The sequence below is a fragment of the Mycobacterium marinum genome, assembly GCF_003391395.1.
GTDB classification, from domain to species: domain Bacteria; phylum Actinomycetota; class Actinomycetes; order Mycobacteriales; family Mycobacteriaceae; genus Mycobacterium; species Mycobacterium marinum.
The window spans coordinates 2750774-2766878 of sequence record NZ_CP024190.1; the positions used below are offsets into that span (position 1 = coordinate 2750774).

Sequence of the window (16105 nt, forward strand, 5' to 3'; positions counted from 1 at the left end):
ACCGAATCTGGAGGAGAGCGAGCCCATGCCGGCCGGCGATGAGCCCAACGTGCGAGACGAAGCCAAGTCGGACTTCGAGGAACTGCTCGCGGTCCTAGACCTCAAACGCGTCGCGGATGATCGGTTCATCGGGGCCCATCCCAGCAAGAACCCGATGCGAACATTCGGTGGGCTGCTGATGGCTCAGTCATTTGTTGCCAGCAGCCGCACGTTGCTTCGAGACGATCTACCGCCCAGCGCGCTCTCGGTGCACTTCATCAACGGTGGCGACACGACGAAAGACATCGAATTCCAGGTGGTGCGGCTGCGCGACGAGCGTCGTTTCGCCAATCGACGGATCGACGCGGTGCAGAATGAGACGCTGCTGTCCTCGGCGATGATCTCCTACATGTCGGGCGGGCGTGGGCTCGAGCATGGTGTCGAGCCGCCGCCGGTGGCCGATCCAGAAACTCGCCCGCCCATTGGCGAGCTGCTGCGCGGCTACGAGGAGACCGTTCCGCACTTCGTAAACGCGCTGCAGCCGATCGAATGGCGCTACACCAACGATCCGTCCTGGGTGATGCGTGACAAGGGGGAGCGGCTTCACTACAACCGGGTCTGGGTAAAGGCTTTGGGTAAACTGCCCGACGATCCGATCCTGCACACCGCGACGATGCTGTATTCCTCGGATACCACCGTGCTGGACTCGGTGATCACCACCCACGGCCTGTCCTGGGGGTTTGACCGCATTTTCGCCGCCTCGGCCAACCATTCGGTGTGGTTTCACCGGCAGGTCGACTTCAACGATTGGGTGCTGTATTCCACATCGTCACCGGTGGCGGCAGACTCACGCGGCCTGGGCACTGGGCACTTCTTCAATCGCGCCGGCCAGCCGGTGGCGACGGTGGTGCAGGAAGGCGTGCTGAAGTATTTCCCCGCCGCACGACGATAGACCCCGCGCGAGGATGCGCGCAGCGGCGACGACAAGCACCTGAACCTGGGCCGGTCCGGCTCTGCTCAGGCGTAACGTTCCTGGTAGTAGGCGCACCGCCCAGCTGAGAATCGCGCTGTCGGGAGGTGAGTGTGGACGGATCGTCGGTCGAGGTTGTGCCGCGCGTTCGGGCACGCGAACGCGTTGTCGTCAACGTCGACTCTGTCACCGCCCGCTGCGTTGGGGCACTGGCGGTGTTCTGCGCGGCCTGCTGGCTCATTGCGTTGCTGGCCCGAAACTACCGGCACGAGGATTGGCAGGCCGCTGGCCGGCTGAGCTGGTCGTTGACGGTGCTGGCCGCGGTGGCGCTGATCGCGCGAGGCATCTTCCTGGGGCGCCCGGTGACTGCGATGCATGCGATTGTGGCCGCCTTGATCCTGGTCCTTGGCCTGGGCGCGCATGTGTTGTCTTTTAGTCTGGCCGGTGAACTATTGATCGCCGGATCGGGACTGGTGCTGATGTGGCCAACGTCGGCGCATCCGCGGCCCGGGGACCTACCGCGAGTGTGGGCCTTGATCAACGCCACCAGTGCGGATCCGTTGGCGCCGTTCGCGATGCAGGCGGGCAAGTGCTATCACTTCAGCGCGGCCGGCACCGCGGCGCTGGCATATCGGACGCGGATGGGTTTTGCGGTCGTCGCCGGCGACCCGATTGGTGCGGAATCGCAGTTTCCGCAACTGATCGCCGACTTCGCCGCCATGTGTCACACCCACGGCTGGCGGATCGCGGTCTTGGCTTGCAGCGAGCGGCGGCTCGACCTATGGGCTGACCGTGCGGTGGTCGGCCAATCCCTGCGCGCGGTTCCCATCGGTTGCGATGTCGTCATCGACGTGCGGAGCTTCGCCATGGTGGGCCGAAAGTTCCGCAACCTGCGTCAGGCCGTCAAGCGCACCCGCAACGCGGGCATCACCACCGAAATCGTGGCCGAGCAGGAGCTCGACGACACACGGCGGGCAGAGCTGGCCGAGATGCTGCTGGCATCACCCAAAGGGGCCCGAAACGACCGTGGCTTCTGCATGAGTCTGGACGGCGTGCTCGAAGGTACATACCCCGGGGTGCAGCTGATCATTGCTCGCGATGTTTCCGGGCGGGTACAGGGATTTGACCGGTTCACGACGGCCGGGCGCGGTAGCGACTATTCCCTGGATGTGCCGTGGCGTCGGAGTGGGGCCCCGAACGGGATCGACGAACGGCTCAGCGTCGACATGATCATTGCTGCCAAAGACGCGGGGGCGCAGCGACTGTCACTGGCATTCGCGGCGTTTCCGGAAATCTTCGACGAGTGTCACCGTAGCCGGCCGCAGCGCCTGTTCTACCTGTTGATCCACTTGCTTGACCCCTTGATCTCCCTCGAGTCGCTATACCGCTACCTGTGCAAGTTCCACGCGCTCGACCAGCGGCGGTATGCGTTGATCACCGTGACTCAGGTCATTCCGCTGCTGGTCGTACTGCTCTCACTGGAGTTCATGCCGCGTCGGCGTCACCTTCGGTGAGACCTCTTGCCGGGAAGGGATGTTCATCCGGTCACACCGAATGTTTTCGGAGAGGTGGTGGGTGGCCACCACGACGGTCTTGGCGACGGGTAGCAGACCGGTCTCCGAGGACAGGAGGTCACGAAGAATGCGATCGGCGTCGGTTGCGTCGAGGTGCTCGGTGGGTTCGTCGAGCAACACGATCTGGGCGGGCGAAAGCGCTGCGCGGGCGAGCAGGAGCCGTCGGCGCTGGCCCGCGGAGACCGCCTGCGCGCCACCGATCAAGACCGTCGACAGGCCGTGGGGAAGACCGGCGAGCCACGCGCCGAGGCCGACCCTATCCAGGGTGGTCACCAGCTCGTCATCGGTGCAATCTCCGCGGACAACCAGCAAGTTGTCGCGCACGGTAGTCGCGAAGATGTGCGCGTCTTCAGCGAAAAACCCAATGGTGCTGCGTAATTCGGCGTCATCGAACCGGGTCAGACTGATTCCGTTCAATAGCACCTGCCCCTGCAGCGGCGATAGCAGCCCGGCCAGGGTCATTAGTAGGGTCGTCTTTCCGGAGCCGCTGGGGCCCGTGACGGCCAGCCGAGCCCCCGGTGACAGCTCGATCGTGGTCCGGGTGGCGTGGGCCCGCCAATGGCCGGAATAGATATCCGCTGACAGCTGGCCGAGCGTGGGGGATTCCAGCGTTGCGATCGCGGTATCGGTCGGCGGGTTGACGTCGCGCCCAGCGAGTTCGATCAACCGGTGCAACGCGATTCGGGACCGGGTCAGCTGAACTGCAGCGGCCGGGAGAGCGTTGGTGGCCTCGAAGGCAGACAGGGGCAGCAACATCAGGACCGCCAGGGTGGTGGGCGCGACGGTGGGGGCCATGAGGATTCCGGCCACCACCGCTCCGAGCACGCTTGTTCCGATTGCCGCTGTCGGTACGGCTTCGGCGATCGCGGCGGGACGCGCCGCCGCATCCATGGCCTCGCCCCAGGCATGTTGTTGCCGTTGTGATTTCGTGATCACTGCAGGTAGCACGCCGCCGACCCGGAGTTCGGGGGCATGTTCGAGGGCGACCATCGCCGACTCATCCCGGCCGGCATGATGCTGGCGGGCCAGCGCTTCCTGTGATTGCGCCGCTCTGCGGGCAAGCGACGGCGCAACTATCCCGGCCACGATGAAGCACATCGTCAATACGGCAGCTGCCGGCAGTGATATGACCGCGACCACCCCGATCGCAGCCGGTGCCAGCACCGCCGCCACGCCCACCGGAACCAGGGCGCGCACCAGCACGTCAGCCAAGGTGTCAACGTCGCTACCGACGCGCGCCACCAGGTCGCCGCTGGATAACCGGAATGCCGCTGATACCGGTCCTTCGGCTAGTCGCTGATAGATCCGGGCACGCGCGGTGCCTGCCGCGCGTAGCGCGATGTCGTGGGTGGCCAGTCGCTCGCAATAGTGCAGAACGCCCCGCGAGATCGCGAACGTCCGCACCGCGACGACGGCGATCGATAGGTCAAGCACCGGCGGCATCTGCGATGCCCGGGTTATCAGCCAGGCCGACACGCCGGCCAGTGCCAGGGCGCTGCCCAGGGACAACACCCCCAGGGCGATCGCGGCGAGCACCCGGGGCAGCCTCGGACGCAACAGGTCGCATGCGGCCGATAGGGAATCAGACCGGGACATAGCCGGCCTGAGTATCGAGTCCGTCGCGGGTTACCTCGACTACCTGGTCGCCGATGGCAACCACCGGTTCGCGATGTCCGACCACCACCACGGTCGCACCGGTGCGGGCCCGTTCGGCGATGGCCTGCAGCACTTGCTCCTCGGTGTGCGAGTCCAGGTGTGCGGTGGGCTCGTCGAGTAGCAGCACCGGGGAAGGCGATCCCAGGACGCGGGCCAGGGCCAAACGTTGTCGCTGCCCGAGCGACAAACCGACGCCGTCTCGGCCCAGCACCGTGTCCAATCCGTCCGGGAGCTCAGCCAGGACCGCGTCGAAGCCCGACGCCGCGCAGGCGCTGTCCAAATCGGCCAGCTCACCAAGTAGCACCAGGTTGTCACGGACCGTTCCGGGGACCAGCACCGAACGCTGCGGCAACCAGGACAACTGGCGCCACCAGTCGACGGGATCCAGCTCGCTGATGTCGATTCCAGCGACGGTAAGCCGCCCGTTTGACGGCGTGGTGAGCCCCGCGATCAGCTGCAGTGTGGTGCTCTTGCCCGCGCCGTTTTGTCCGGTCAGCACCGTCACCTGGCCGGGTTCGATGGTGGCGGTCAAGTTGTGTGGTGATCGGCCGTCGCGTCCGGTGACGCTGAGATTTTGGAGGTGGATCGTCGCCCCACGGGCGGTTACCGCTCGTCGAGCCGGTGGGGTGCAAGCCGTTTCGCCGATGAGCGTGAATGCCTGGTCGGCCGCGGATTTCCCGTCCTGGGCGGCGTGAAACTCCACGCCAATGCGGCGCAGCGGCCAGTACACGTCCGGGGCCAGCAGTAACACCGTGAGACCGGCGGTCAGTGTCATTTCACCGAACACCAGGCGCAGTCCGATGCTGACGGCAATCACAGCCACGCCCAGAGTCGCCAGCAGTTCGAGCACCAGAGCTGACAAGAAGGCAATTCGCAGTGTCGCCAGGGCCGAGCGCCGATGCGCGGCGCTGAGCTCGGCGATGCGTTGTTCAGGGCCGGAGGCTCGGCCCAGCGCCCGCAGGGTGGGGATTCCGGCGATCAGATCCAGCAATCGGGCCTGCAAGGTGGCCATTGCGGCCAGAGCCGCCGCTGACCGCTCAGCGGTAGCCAACCCGATCAAGACCATGAAGACCGGGATCAGTGGAAGGGTGATCACCGCGATCAGCGCCGACTTCACGTCGTAGACCGCGATCATCACCACGGTGGCCGGGGTCAGGATCGCCGCAAGAAACAGCGTGGGCAGGTAGCCGGTGAAATAGGGTCGCAAGCCGTCCAGTCCGCGGGTTACCACCACCGCGGCGGCATCGCGTTGTGCCGCCAATTCGTTGGGCTGGCGGGCCGTCACCGACTCCAGCACCTGCCCACTGAGCTCGGCGATCACCGCGCTGGCCCCTCGCTGGCCCAGGCGCGCCTGCAGCCAGTGCGTCACCGCGCGCAACGCCCACAGCGCCGACAACATCAACAGCGAGCCCAGCCAGCAGCGTAAACACCGTGCCGAGGGGTCGCTGGCGACGCGCGCGACCATGCTCGCCAGCACGATCGCCGAGGCAATGGCACAGCCCGAGATGACCACTCCGCAGGTCACCGAGGCGATCAGATAGCACCGCAACGCGGCCGACGCCCGCCACAGCCGCGGGTCCAGTGGCGCGCGGGTGGTCGAGGCCCTTGCGGTCAGGAGGGGCGCCTAGCCAGACCTATCGACGGCGGTATCCGCTCGGCCGAAATCCGCTGCCGGAAGACCCAGTACGTCCAGGCCTGGTAGACCACCGTCAGCGGGGCGAACAACGCGGTAACCCAGGTCATGATCTTGAGCGTGTAGGGCGTCGAGGAGGCGTTGTAGATCGTTACGTTCCATCGCTCGTTGAGCGTCGACGGCACCAGATTCGGGTATAGGGCACCGAACAGCAGGAGCACCACGGCCGCCACTACCACCGCGATGCAGAGGAACGCCCAGCCATCGGATACGCGTCGCCAGACCAGCAGCACCGCCGCCAGCTGCGCAACCACGGCCACCCCCAGCAAGGCCCAGGTCCACTGCTTGCCATAAGCCAACTGGGTCCAAACCCCAAATCCGGCGACCAGGACCGTGACGGGAAGCGACAACAAGACGGCAAACCGGTATGCGTCGTCGCGAATCGGGCCCGCCGTCTTCAAGGCGACAAACACCGCCCCGTAGAACAGAAACAGGCCGGCGGTGGCCAATCCGCCCAACAGGGTGTACGCGTTGAGCACATCGCCGATTGACAGGGCCACGTGACCGTTGGCATCGACGGGCAGGCCTCGCACCAGGATGGCGAATGCGACGCCCCAGAGTATGGCCGGCAACCAGGACCCGGCTGCAATGCCGAAGTCGGCCAGCGCCCGCCACTTTGGGTCATCGACCTTGCCGCGCCACTCGATGGCCACCGAGCGCACGATCATGCCGAACAAGATGGCCAGCAGCGGCAAGTACAGCGTGGAGAACACCGTGGCGTACCAGCCGGGAAATGCGGCGAACATGGCCGCGCCGCCGGTGATCAGCCACACCTCGTTGCCGTCCCAAACCGGTCCAATGGTGTTGAGAGCGGTGCGCCGGTGGATCTCCGGATCACCCGTGCCGAAATGTGCGAAGGGTGCCATCAGCATGCCTACGCCGAAGTCGAATCCCTCGAGGATGAAGAATCCAAGGAACAGCACCGCGATGACAGCGAACCACAACTCTTGGAGTCCCAACGGTCAGCTCCCTTCTCTTGAGTTGGTGGCTTGGGCCTTGCCCGGTCTCAATAGGCGAACGACAGAGGTGCTACCTCGTCGTCGTCGGGTGCGCGTGGCGGAGCAGGCTCGGCGTCGTGTTCCAGCGGGCCCTCGACTATGTAGCGTTTGAGCAGCCAAAACCAGATGACCGCGAGCACCGCGTAGACAAGCGTGAATGTCACCAGGGAGGTGACGACCGTGGCGGTGGTCAGGTTGGACACCGCGGTTGCGACGGTGAGCCGAACGTTGGGGTCACCGGTTGGGTTCGGAGCCACGATCCAGGGCTGGCGGCCCATCTCGGTGAACACCCACCCGGAGATGTTGGCCAGGAACGGAGTCGGAATCGTCAGCAGCGCAAACCATCCGAACCAACGCTTGTCCGGGATGCGTCCACCGCGAGTCAGCCACAGCGCAAGCAACGCGAACAGGACTGGGATTGCCAGGAATCCGATCATGGCGCGAAACGACCAGTAGGTGACGAAGAGATTGGGGCGGTAGTCATTTGGACCGAATCGCTGTTGGTAGTCCCGTTGCAGGTCACGCACGCCTTGCAGGGTGACGTTGGTCGGCCTGCCCTGCGCCAGGATCGGTAATACGTAGGGCACCTCGATGACTCGGGTGAGGCCATCGCAGTTGTTCTGCCGACCCACCGTGAGGATGGAGAAGTTCGGATCGGTTTGGGTGTCGCACAATGACTCTGCCGAAGCCATCTTCATCGGCTGCTGCTGAAACATCAGCTTGCCTTGGTAGTCGCCGCTGAAGAACAGGCCGACCGTGGCGATCAACGCCACCCAACACCCCAAGATGGTCGCCGGACGGTACATGGCCCGGGTACCAGGCGGTACGGGGGAATTCTTGGAACGCACCAGCCACCAGGCGCTCACGGCGGCGACGAACGTCCCGGCGGTGAGGAATGCGCCCGTGACCGTGTGGGCAAATGCGGTTCGTCCGGTGTTGTTGGTGAGCAAGGCCACGATGCTGTTCAGTTCGGCGCGGTGGGTTTCGGGGTTGTAGTGCGCACCGACCGGGTGTTGCATGAACGAATTCGCCGTGATGATGAAGAACGCGGACACGTTCACGCTGATCGCGACTATCCAGATGCAGGCCAGGTGGACAAGGCGGGGCAACCTGCTCCAGCCGAAGATCCACAATCCGATGAAGGTGGATTCGAAGAAGAAGGCCATCAGGCCCTCCATGGCCAGGGGGGCGCCGAAGATGTCGCCGACGAACCGTGAGTACTCGCTCCAGTTCATTCCGAACTGGAATTCCTGGACGATCCCCGTCGCCACGCCGATGGCGAAGTTGATCAGGAACAACTTCCCGAAGAACTTGGTCAGTCGGTACCACGCGGGGTTGTCGGTGATTACCCAGGCCGTCTGCATGATGGCCAGCAGGGGAGCAAGGCCGATCGTGAGCGGTACGAAAATAAAGTGGTAGACGGTGGTGATACCGAACTGCCAACGCGAAACATCGACGACATTCATGTGCCATCTCCCGGGCCTGCGGGTGGTCTTACCGTGCTACGACGAAGTGTAGTAGGCCGGGCGGCTCCGACGCTAGCGTCAATTGAGCCACCCGGCCCGAGGGTCAGAGCCCTAGCGACTTAGATGCCTTGCGGATACCGAAGGACGACACGACTTCGAACGCGCCGATGACCACCAGCCACACGCCCACGACGATGGCCAGGGTGATGATCGACTCGAACGGCGCGCCCATCACCACCACGCCGGCGATCAGGCTGATGACACCGATGAAAATCGACCATCCGCGACCCGGCAGGGTGGGGTCGCTGATTGCCGACACCGTGGTGGCGACGCCGCGGAAGATGAATCCGATGCCGATCCAGATGGCCAGCAGCAAGACCGCATTGCCGAAGTGGCGGAAGGCCAGCACGGCCAGGATCAGCGAAGCCGCGCCGCTGATGAACAGCAGGATTCGACTGCCCGCCGACACATGCAGGCTGAACGCGAACATGACCTGCGCGATCCCGGTCAGGATGAGGTAGACGCCGAAGGCGACGGCAGCAACCAAGACCGAAATTCCTGGCCAGGCCAGGATTAACGCGCCAAGGATCAGCGACAGGATTCCCGATGTCAGCGTTGACTTCCACAGATGCGGTAACAAGCTTGGGACAGGTGAGGTTTCCATGGCCGCAGTGTGACACATGTGACGGTCCTGGCAAAGGGGCAAAGGGTTGTGTCTAGTGGGCCGACCGGACGTGTCGAAAACTAGACGCGCGCGGCGTTCGGCTCATCGGCGGGCACGGCGGTGGGTTCGTCGATCGGCTTGTGGCCGATCAGATACCAGGTGCGCATCACACCTTTTCCTTTGACATTGATGTGTCCGCGCTCCTGGAGCACAAAGTCTTTGTTGAGCCGCTCGTAGACCTCATCCGGCACCTGGATCTTGCCCACCGAGTCGGTGGATTCCATCCGGGACGCAACGTTGACGGCGTCGCCCCAAACGTCATAGAAGAACCTGCGTGAGCCCACCACACCCGCGACGACGGGGCCGGTGGCCAGGCCGACCCGTAGCGGCACTGAGCGGTTGTGCGGATCTTTCATGCCGGCGGCGACATCAACCATATCGAGCGCAAAATCTGCCAACGCCTGCACATGATCGGGCCGTGGCCGTGGCACTCCGCTGACCACCATGTAGGAGTCGCCGCTGACCTTGATCTTTTCCAGCCCGTATTTGTCCACCAGGGCGTCGAAAGCGCTGTAGAGACGGTCTAGGAATCGAACCAGATCGGCCGGCGCGGTCGAGCTCGCGCGCTCGGTGAAGCCGACGATGTCGGCGAACAGCACGGAGGCCTCTTCGTATTTGTCGGCGATGATGTTTCGCTCGGGCTCCTTGAGCCGGTCCGCCACACTCACCGGCAGCATGTTGGCCAACAGCGCCTCTGAACGGTCGTACTGCGCCTCCATGACGGCCTCGGCGCGCGCGGTGTCTCGGAGGGCAAACCACACCGTGACGAACACCAGGAGGCACGCGGAGACGGTGGTGATGATGAAGCCGAGGGATTGGAGCCATGCCGACTGGGCGCCGGTGTTACGCGGAACCACGAATTCCACGGTGATGATCAGGGCGGCGGCGAGCGCCGCGAGGCCGCTCGCCAGCACCACGTGTTCAATGCCCAGCACCAGCACGACCAGGCAGGCACCCACCAGGAAGAACATCTGAGCTCCCGACCCGGTGCCCACATTCCAGCAGCTGGCGAAAACCGAGACATAGGCTGCGCCGACAAACGTCAGCGGCGCCACCAGCTCCCCGAAGCGGTGCAGCATCGGGACGGTCGCAAAGACCAACGTTGCGGCGATGTTGATCAGGGTGATCTGCCAGATCCACGCCTGTGTGAGGAATTGCACCAGGATGAAGCTGCTGCTGATCAGCACCGCCAACAAGGCGGCGATGCTCAGGACCCGGGCACGGCGCGCCGCACTGTGGGCGTAGTGCTGATTGAGGTCACGGGTTTGCTCGCGGACGGCCGCGACCGAGTCCGGGCGGGGCAAGCCCTCAGACGATCGCCGTGCGGTACGACACTTCTTAGCCGATTTCTTGGCCGGCACGGCTCAAAGCCTACCGGTGCGCTCGTTGTCTACCCAGTCGAACGACCACCTCCCGGCGCGTTTTGGCTGCTTGCTGCGCCGGTAGTTCGCTGCTGAGCTGGTGCCCTCGGTGAGATTCGAACTCACACTGGACGGGTTTTGAATCCGTTTCCTCTGCCAGTTGGGATACGAGGGCCTGTCGCTTGTCCGTTGCGGCTTACTACCTTAGATGAGCCTCAAACCATAGTGGATTTGACTCCTCGTCCCGACTCACCGCCCCCCAAGGTTCCTGATTCCAGCCGCTCACGTCACAATGTCCGTCATGACCGGCCCCACCACCGATGCCGATGCCGCGAAGACACGCCGAGTCCTGATCGCGGAAGACGAAGCGCTCATCCGCATGGACTTGGCCGAAATGCTGCGAGAGGAGGGTTACGACATCGTCGGCGAGGCCGGCGACGGCCAGGAAGCCGTCGAGCTTGCCGAGCTGCACAAGCCCGATCTGGTGATCATGGATGTGAAGATGCCGCGCCGCGACGGCATCGACGCCGCGTCGGAGATCGCCAGTAAACGCATTGCGCCGATCGTGGTGCTGACCGCGTTCAGTCAGCGCGATCTGGTCGAACGCGCTCGCGATGCCGGGGCGATGGCGTACCTGGTGAAGCCTTTCACCGTCAGTGACCTGGTTCCGGCGATTGAACTGGCGGTGAGCCGGTTCAGCGAGATCAGTGCGCTGGAAAACGAAGTCGCCACACTGTCGGACCGTCTGGAAACGCGCAAGCTCGTTGAGCGCGCCAAAGGCTTGCTGCAGGCCAAACAAGGGATGACCGAGCCAGAGGCCTTCAAGTGGATCCAGCGGGCCGCCATGGACCGGCGGACCACCATGAAGCGGGTGGCTGAGGTGGTCCTGGAAACCCTGGATACCCCCGACGAGGCCTAGTCCCGGGCGCGCCGACCCGTCACGCCAGACACAGCGCGTCGCCGCTAGCGCGCCACGATCACCGAGGAACCGTGCCCGAACAGGCCCTGGTTCGCCGTCACGCCCACCCTGGCGTTCTCCACTTGCCGGCCGGTGGCCTGACCGCGCAGCTGCCAGTTCAACTCGCAGACTTGGGCAATGGCCTGAGCGGGGATTGCCTCGCCGAAGCAGGCCAGCCCACCGGACGGGTTGACCGGCACCCTGCCGCCGATGGTCGTCGCTCCGCTGCGCAGCAGCGCCTCGGCTTCACCTTTCGGGCACAGACCCAGGTGCTCGTACCAGTCAAGTTCTAGCGCGGTGGACAGGTCGTACACCTCAGCCAGGCTCAGGTCCTCGGGGCCTATGCCGGCTTCGGTATAGGCCGCATCGAGGATCTGATCCTTGAACACTCGCTCCGGTGCGGGGACTACCGCCGTGGAATCCGTTGCGATGTCCGGCAATTCGGGCAGATGTTGTGGGTAGCGCGGGGTCACGGTGCTGACCGCGCGCACCGATGGCACCCCGTCGAGCGAGCCCAGGTGTTCGCGAGCGAACTTTGCGCTGGCCACGATCAAGGCCGCCGCGCCGTCGGAGGTGGCGCAGATATCCAGCAACCGCAACGGTTCAGCCACTACCTGGCTGGCCAGCACGTCCTCGACCGAGACTTCCTTGCGGTAGCGGGCGTTGGGGTTTTGCAGGCCGTGCCGGGAGTTCTTGACTTTCACCTGGGCGAAATCCTCGAGGGTGGCCCCGTACAGGTCCATCCGGCGCCGCGCGAGCAAGGCGAAGTAGACCGGGTTGGTAGCCCCGATCAGGTGGAATCGCTGCCAATCGGGATCGTTTTTGCGCTCACCGCCGACCGGGGCGAAAAACCCTTTCGGGGTGGTGTCGGCGCCGACCACCAACGCAACATCGCAGAATCCGGCCAGAATCTGGGCCCGCGCGCTTTGCAGCGCCTGGGAGCCGCTGGCGCACGCGGCGTAGCTCGAACTGACCGGCACGCCGTTCCAGCCGAGCTTCTGCGCGAAGGTGGCGCCGGCCACAAAGCCCGGGTATCCGTTGCGGATGGTGTCCGCGCCGGCCACCAGCTGGATCTGGCGCCATTCCAAACCGGCTTCGCGCAGGGCGGCGCGGGCGGCAGCGACCCCGTACTCGGTGAAGTCGTTGCCCCACTTGCCCCACGGGTGCATTCCGGCGCCAAGGATGTAAAGGGGTTCGGGGGCACTCATCAGGCGATCCTCCAGGCGTACACGATGCGTTCGACGCCGTCCTCGTCGGTGAACAGCGGCATGGTCGTCAGCTCCATCTCCATGCCGATCTTCAAGTCGGCAGCCAGCGTGCCTTCGACAACTTTGCCCAGCACGATCAGCCCCTCGTCGGCGAGCTCCACCGCGGCGACGGCGAACGGCTCAAAGGGGTCGGGGGACGGGTAGGGCGGGGGCGGAGCGTAACGGTTCTCGGTGTAGCTCCACAGCTTTCCCCGACGGGATAAAGCAACGGACTCTAGTTTGTCGTTGGCGCAAGCCGGATTGGGGCAGTTGTTCTCGCGCGGGGGGAAAACATAAGTACCGCACGGGGGGCACTTACTGCCGATCAGATGGGGGCTTCCGGCTTCATCGGTGGTGAACCAACCCGCGACCGCCGGTTGTTGACTGGTGACCTCTGGCACCGGGCCAGCCTACCCAGCACGAGCACAAAACTGAAACGTGTTGCAGTTCTGCCGGTGGTTGGGCTCGGTCGGCGCGTCGCACCGGATGCCTAGAGTGTGAGCCGTGAGTGTCGCGACCGAGCAATCCACAAAGCCGACGCTGATGTTGCTAGACGGCAATTCGCTAGCCTTTCGCGCGTTCTATGCGCTGCCCGCGGAGAACTTCAAGACCCGCGGCGGGCTAACCACCAATGCCGTCTACGGCTTCACCGCCATGTTGATCAATCTCCTGCGCGACGAAGCGCCCACGCATATCGCGGCGGCATTTGACGTCTCACGGCAGACTTTCCGCTCCGAGCGCTATCCGGAGTACAAGGCCAATCGAAGCTCGACCCCCGACGAGTTCCACGGTCAGATCGACATCACCAAGGAAGTTCTCAACGCGCTGGGGATCACGGTGCTGGCCGCACCGGGATTTGAGGCCGACGACATCATCGCGACGTTGGCCACCCAGGCTGAAGGGGAGGGGTACCGGGTGCTGGTCGTCACCGGCGACCGAGACTCCCTGCAACTGGTCAGCGATGACGTGACCGTGCTCTACCCGCGCAAGGGCGTCAGCGAACTCACCCGCTTCACCCCGGAGGCCGTCGTGGAGAAGTACGGGCTCACCCCAGTGCAGTATCCCGACTTCGCCGCCTTGCGCGGTGATCCCAGCGACAACCTGCCCGGCATTCCCGGAGTGGGGGAGAAGACCGCGTCCAAGTGGATTGTCGAATACGGTTCGTTGCAGGGGCTGGTCGACCAGGTTGACTCGGTGCGCGGCAAGGTTGGCGACTCGCTGCGGGCGAATCTGGCCAGCGTGGTGCGCAACCGGGAACTCACCGATCTGGTGCGCGACGTGCCGTTGGCGCAGACCCCAGAGGCCTTGCGGCTGCAGCCCTGGGACCGCGACCAGATTCACCGGCTGTTCGACGACCTCGAGTTCCGGGTGCTGCGCGACCGGCTCTTCGATACGCTGGCCGCCGTCGAACCCGAGGTCGACCAGGGATTTGACGTTCGCGGAGGTGCGGTGTCGCCCGGCGCAGTGGCACAGTGGCTGGCCGAGCATGCCGTGGACGGGCGCCGCTGCGGCCTGACGGTCGTGGGTACCCATCTGCCCCATGGTGGCGACGCCACCGCACTGGCCCTCGCCGCCGCCGACGGCGAGGGCGGCTACATCGACACCGCCACGCTGACCCCCGATGACGACGCGGCGCTGGGTGAGTGGCTGGCCGACCCTGCCAAGCCCAAGGCACTGCATGAGGCGAAGCTGGCTATCCACGATCTGCGGGGCCGGGGCTGGACGCTCAACGGTGTCACTTCCGACACCGCGCTGGCCGCCTATCTGGTTCGTCCGGGCCAGCGCAGCTTCACTCTCGACGACCTCTCACTGCGCTACCTACGTCGCGAATTGCGGGCAGAAACACCTGAGCAGCAGCAACTTTCGCTGCTCGATGACGACGACACCGACGTCGCGGCCGCCCAGACTGCAATCCTGCGGGCGCGCGCCGTCATAGACCTCGCCGATGCGCTGGATGCCGAGCTGGACAGGATCGACTCCACCGGGTTGCTGGCCGACATGGAGTTGCCGGTGCAACACGTGCTCGCGGAAATGGAAACGGCCGGCATCGCGGTCGATCTGACGATGCTCGGCGGGCTGCAAAGCCAGTTCGCTGACCAGATCCGCGATGCCGCTGAGGCCGCCTACGCCGTGATCGGCAAGCAGATCAACCTGGGCTCACCCAAGCAACTGCAGGTCGTGCTGTTCGACGAGCTGGGAATGCCGAAGACCAAGCGGACCAAGACCGGTTACACCACCGACGCGGACGCGCTGCAGTCGTTGTTCGACAAGACCGGACATCCTTTTCTGCAGCATTTGTTGGCGCACCGCGATGTCACCCGCCTGAAGGTGACCGTGGACGGGTTGTTGAACTCGGTCGCCGACGACGGCCGGATTCACACCACCTTCAATCAGACCATCGCCGCAACGGGCCGGTTGTCGTCGACGGAGCCCAACCTGCAGAACATCCCGATCCGTACCGACGCCGGCCGCCAGATCCGCGACGCTTTCGTGGTCGGCGACGGATACAGCGAGCTGATGACCGCCGACTATAGCCAGATCGAGATGCGGATCATGGCTCATCTGTCGCGCGATGAGGGTCTTATCGAAGCCTTCAACACCGGCGAGGATCTGCACTCGTTTGTGGCCTCGAGGGCCTTCGGCGTGCCCATCGAGGAAGTAACCGGTGAATTGCGCCGCCGGGTGAAGGCGATGTCCTACGGGTTGGCCTACGGGCTGAGCGCCTACGGGCTGTCCAGCCAGCTCAAGATCTCCACCGAGGACGCCAAGGTCCAGATGGATCAGTACTTCTCTCGATTCGGTGGGGTGCGCGACTACCTGATGGCCGTCGTCGAACAGGCCCGCAAAGACGGCTACACCTCCACGGTGTTGGGGCGTCGGCGCTACCTTCCCGAGCTGGACAGCAGTAATCGACAGGTACGGGAGGCAGCGGAGCGCGCCGCGCTCAACGCACCGATCCAGGGCAGCGCCGCCGACATCATCAAGGTGGCGATGATCGAGGTCGACAAGGCGCTGAAAGAACACGCCCTCAAGTCGCGCATGTTGTTGCAGGTACACGACGAATTGCTATTCGAAGTAGCGGCCGGCGAGCGCGAACAGATCGAGGCACTGGTACGCGACAAGATGGGCAGCGCCTATCCGCTCGATGTGCCCCTGGAGGTGTCGGTCGGCTTCGGCCGCAGCTGGGACTCGGCCGCGCACTGATCGGTGCCGCGCGGCCCGAGCTGGCTCTGCAACGCCGCACTGCTTGTCGCTCATTTGGACCCGCTGTCGAGCATCGTCATCGCCAACGATGTGTTCATTTCAACCGACGCTCGGGGCCTGGCTACCCGGTTGCGCCGCTGGTACAGGTGCCGCTGATGCTGCTGGAAGCGGTTGCGCTGCTTTGGCGGACACCCGTCCTGGGCCGGCGGGGCACCGCAGGGTAGGCTGATCACGATTCACCGGCTGGGCAGGCCGAGTTTGTCCAGCATGCACGC

The 16105-nt window shown here is 64.7% G+C and carries 12 protein-coding genes and 1 tRNA gene; 4 read left to right on the top strand and 9 right to left on the bottom strand.

Features of this window, described 5'->3' with window-relative positions; genetic code table 11:
* Positions 1 to 25: 25 nt before the first annotated feature.
* Together CCUG20998_RS11640 and CCUG20998_RS11645 are read left to right on the top strand one after the other, a co-directional pair.
* Positions 26 to 931, top strand: a complete 906-nt coding sequence (locus CCUG20998_RS11640) for an acyl-CoA thioesterase II (protein ID WP_020728716.1) — start codon at positions 26 to 28, stop codon at positions 929 to 931.
* A gap of 131 nt (positions 932 to 1062) precedes the next feature.
* Positions 1063 to 2463 carry a bifunctional lysylphosphatidylglycerol flippase/synthetase MprF gene (locus CCUG20998_RS11645; RefSeq protein ID WP_020728717.1) on the top strand — a complete coding sequence of 467 codons (1401 nt, stop codon included), beginning with the start codon at positions 1063 to 1065 and terminating at the stop codon, positions 2461 to 2463.
* Here CCUG20998_RS11645 and cydC read toward each other — a convergent pair.
* The 7 genes from cydC to CCUG20998_RS11680 all read right to left on the bottom strand — a co-directional run bounded on the left by cydC (position 2425) and on the right by CCUG20998_RS11680 (position 10596).
* Complete coding sequence (cydC, locus tag CCUG20998_RS11650) at positions 2425 to 4119, bottom strand: thiol reductant ABC exporter subunit CydC (RefSeq protein ID WP_050674522.1); 1695 nt, start codon at positions 4117 to 4119, stop codon at positions 2425 to 2427. The two genes, CCUG20998_RS11645 and cydC, sit on opposite strands and share 39 nt — an antisense overlap.
* Positions 4106 to 5728, bottom strand: coding sequence for a thiol reductant ABC exporter subunit CydD (gene cydD / locus CCUG20998_RS11655; RefSeq protein ID WP_020728719.1), 1623 nt, complete (start codon positions 5726 to 5728; stop codon positions 4106 to 4108). The genes cydC and cydD overlap by 14 nt, the downstream gene beginning before the upstream one ends.
* A gap of 62 nt (positions 5729 to 5790) precedes the next feature.
* Positions 5791 to 6831: a cytochrome d ubiquinol oxidase subunit II gene (gene cydB, locus CCUG20998_RS11660; protein ID WP_020728720.1), complete on the bottom strand. Its 1041-nt coding sequence runs from the start codon at positions 6829 to 6831 to the stop codon at positions 5791 to 5793.
* A gap of 47 nt (positions 6832 to 6878) precedes the next feature.
* Complete coding sequence (locus CCUG20998_RS11665; RefSeq protein ID WP_012394172.1) at positions 6879 to 8336, bottom strand: cytochrome ubiquinol oxidase subunit I; 1458 nt, start codon at positions 8334 to 8336, stop codon at positions 6879 to 6881.
* Between the two features lie 103 nt (positions 8337 to 8439).
* On the bottom strand, positions 8440 to 9018 hold the full coding sequence (locus tag CCUG20998_RS11670) for an HdeD family acid-resistance protein (RefSeq protein ID WP_011739729.1): 579 nt from the start codon (positions 9016 to 9018) through the stop codon (positions 8440 to 8442).
* Between the two features lie 62 nt (positions 9019 to 9080).
* The gene (locus CCUG20998_RS11675; protein ID WP_020728721.1) at positions 9081 to 10421 is read right to left on the bottom strand and encodes an adenylate/guanylate cyclase domain-containing protein; all 1341 of its coding nucleotides are present in this window, start codon (positions 10419 to 10421) and stop codon (positions 9081 to 9083) included.
* Between the two features lie 98 nt (positions 10422 to 10519).
* Positions 10520 to 10596 (bottom strand) — tRNA-Leu (locus CCUG20998_RS11680).
* A gap of 126 nt (positions 10597 to 10722) precedes the next feature.
* Between CCUG20998_RS11680 and CCUG20998_RS11685 the strand changes: the two genes are divergently transcribed.
* On the top strand, positions 10723 to 11340 hold the full coding sequence (locus CCUG20998_RS11685; RefSeq protein WP_036455613.1) for an ANTAR domain-containing response regulator: 618 nt from the start codon (positions 10723 to 10725) through the stop codon (positions 11338 to 11340).
* A 44-nt stretch (positions 11341 to 11384) separates the two neighbouring features.
* On the opposite strand, the gene CCUG20998_RS11690 is transcribed toward CCUG20998_RS11685, so the two are convergent.
* Together CCUG20998_RS11690 and CCUG20998_RS11695 are read right to left on the bottom strand one after the other, a co-directional pair.
* On the bottom strand, positions 11385 to 12587 hold the full coding sequence (locus tag CCUG20998_RS11690) for a lipid-transfer protein (RefSeq protein ID WP_012394175.1): 1203 nt from the start codon (positions 12585 to 12587) through the stop codon (positions 11385 to 11387).
* The gene (locus tag CCUG20998_RS11695; RefSeq protein WP_011739731.1) at positions 12587 to 13027 is read right to left on the bottom strand and encodes a Zn-ribbon domain-containing OB-fold protein; all 441 of its coding nucleotides are present in this window, start codon (positions 13025 to 13027) and stop codon (positions 12587 to 12589) included. Before CCUG20998_RS11695 ends, CCUG20998_RS11690 begins: the two co-directional genes overlap by 1 nt.
* 142 nt (positions 13028 to 13169) lie before the next feature.
* On the opposite strand from CCUG20998_RS11695, the gene polA reads away from it, so the two are divergent.
* Entirely contained in the window at positions 13170 to 15830 is a 2661-nt protein-coding gene (polA, locus tag CCUG20998_RS11700; protein ID WP_103654038.1) for a DNA polymerase I, read from the top strand.
* Positions 15831 to 16105: the final 275 nt, after the last annotated feature.

Coding starts and splice junctions, on each gene's coding strand:
- CCUG20998_RS11640 (WP_020728716.1), top strand. CDS start 26: ATGCCGGCCGGCGATGAGCCCAACGTGCGAGACGAAGCCAAGTCGGAC.
- cydC (WP_050674522.1), bottom strand. CDS start 4,119: ATGTCCCGGTCTGATTCCCTATCGGCCGCATGCGACCTGTTGCGTCCG.
- CCUG20998_RS11665 (WP_012394172.1), bottom strand. CDS start 8,336: ATGAATGTCGTCGATGTTTCGCGTTGGCAGTTCGGTATCACCACCGTC.
- CCUG20998_RS11670 (WP_011739729.1), bottom strand. CDS start 9,018: ATGTGTCACACTGCGGCCATGGAAACCTCACCTGTCCCAAGCTTGTTA.
- CCUG20998_RS11685 (WP_036455613.1), top strand. CDS start 10,723: ATGACCGGCCCCACCACCGATGCCGATGCCGCGAAGACACGCCGAGTC.
- CCUG20998_RS11690 (WP_012394175.1), bottom strand. CDS start 12,587: ATGAGTGCCCCCGAACCCCTTTACATCCTTGGCGCCGGAATGCACCCG.
- polA (WP_103654038.1), top strand. CDS start 13,170: ATGTTGCTAGACGGCAATTCGCTAGCCTTTCGCGCGTTCTATGCGCTG.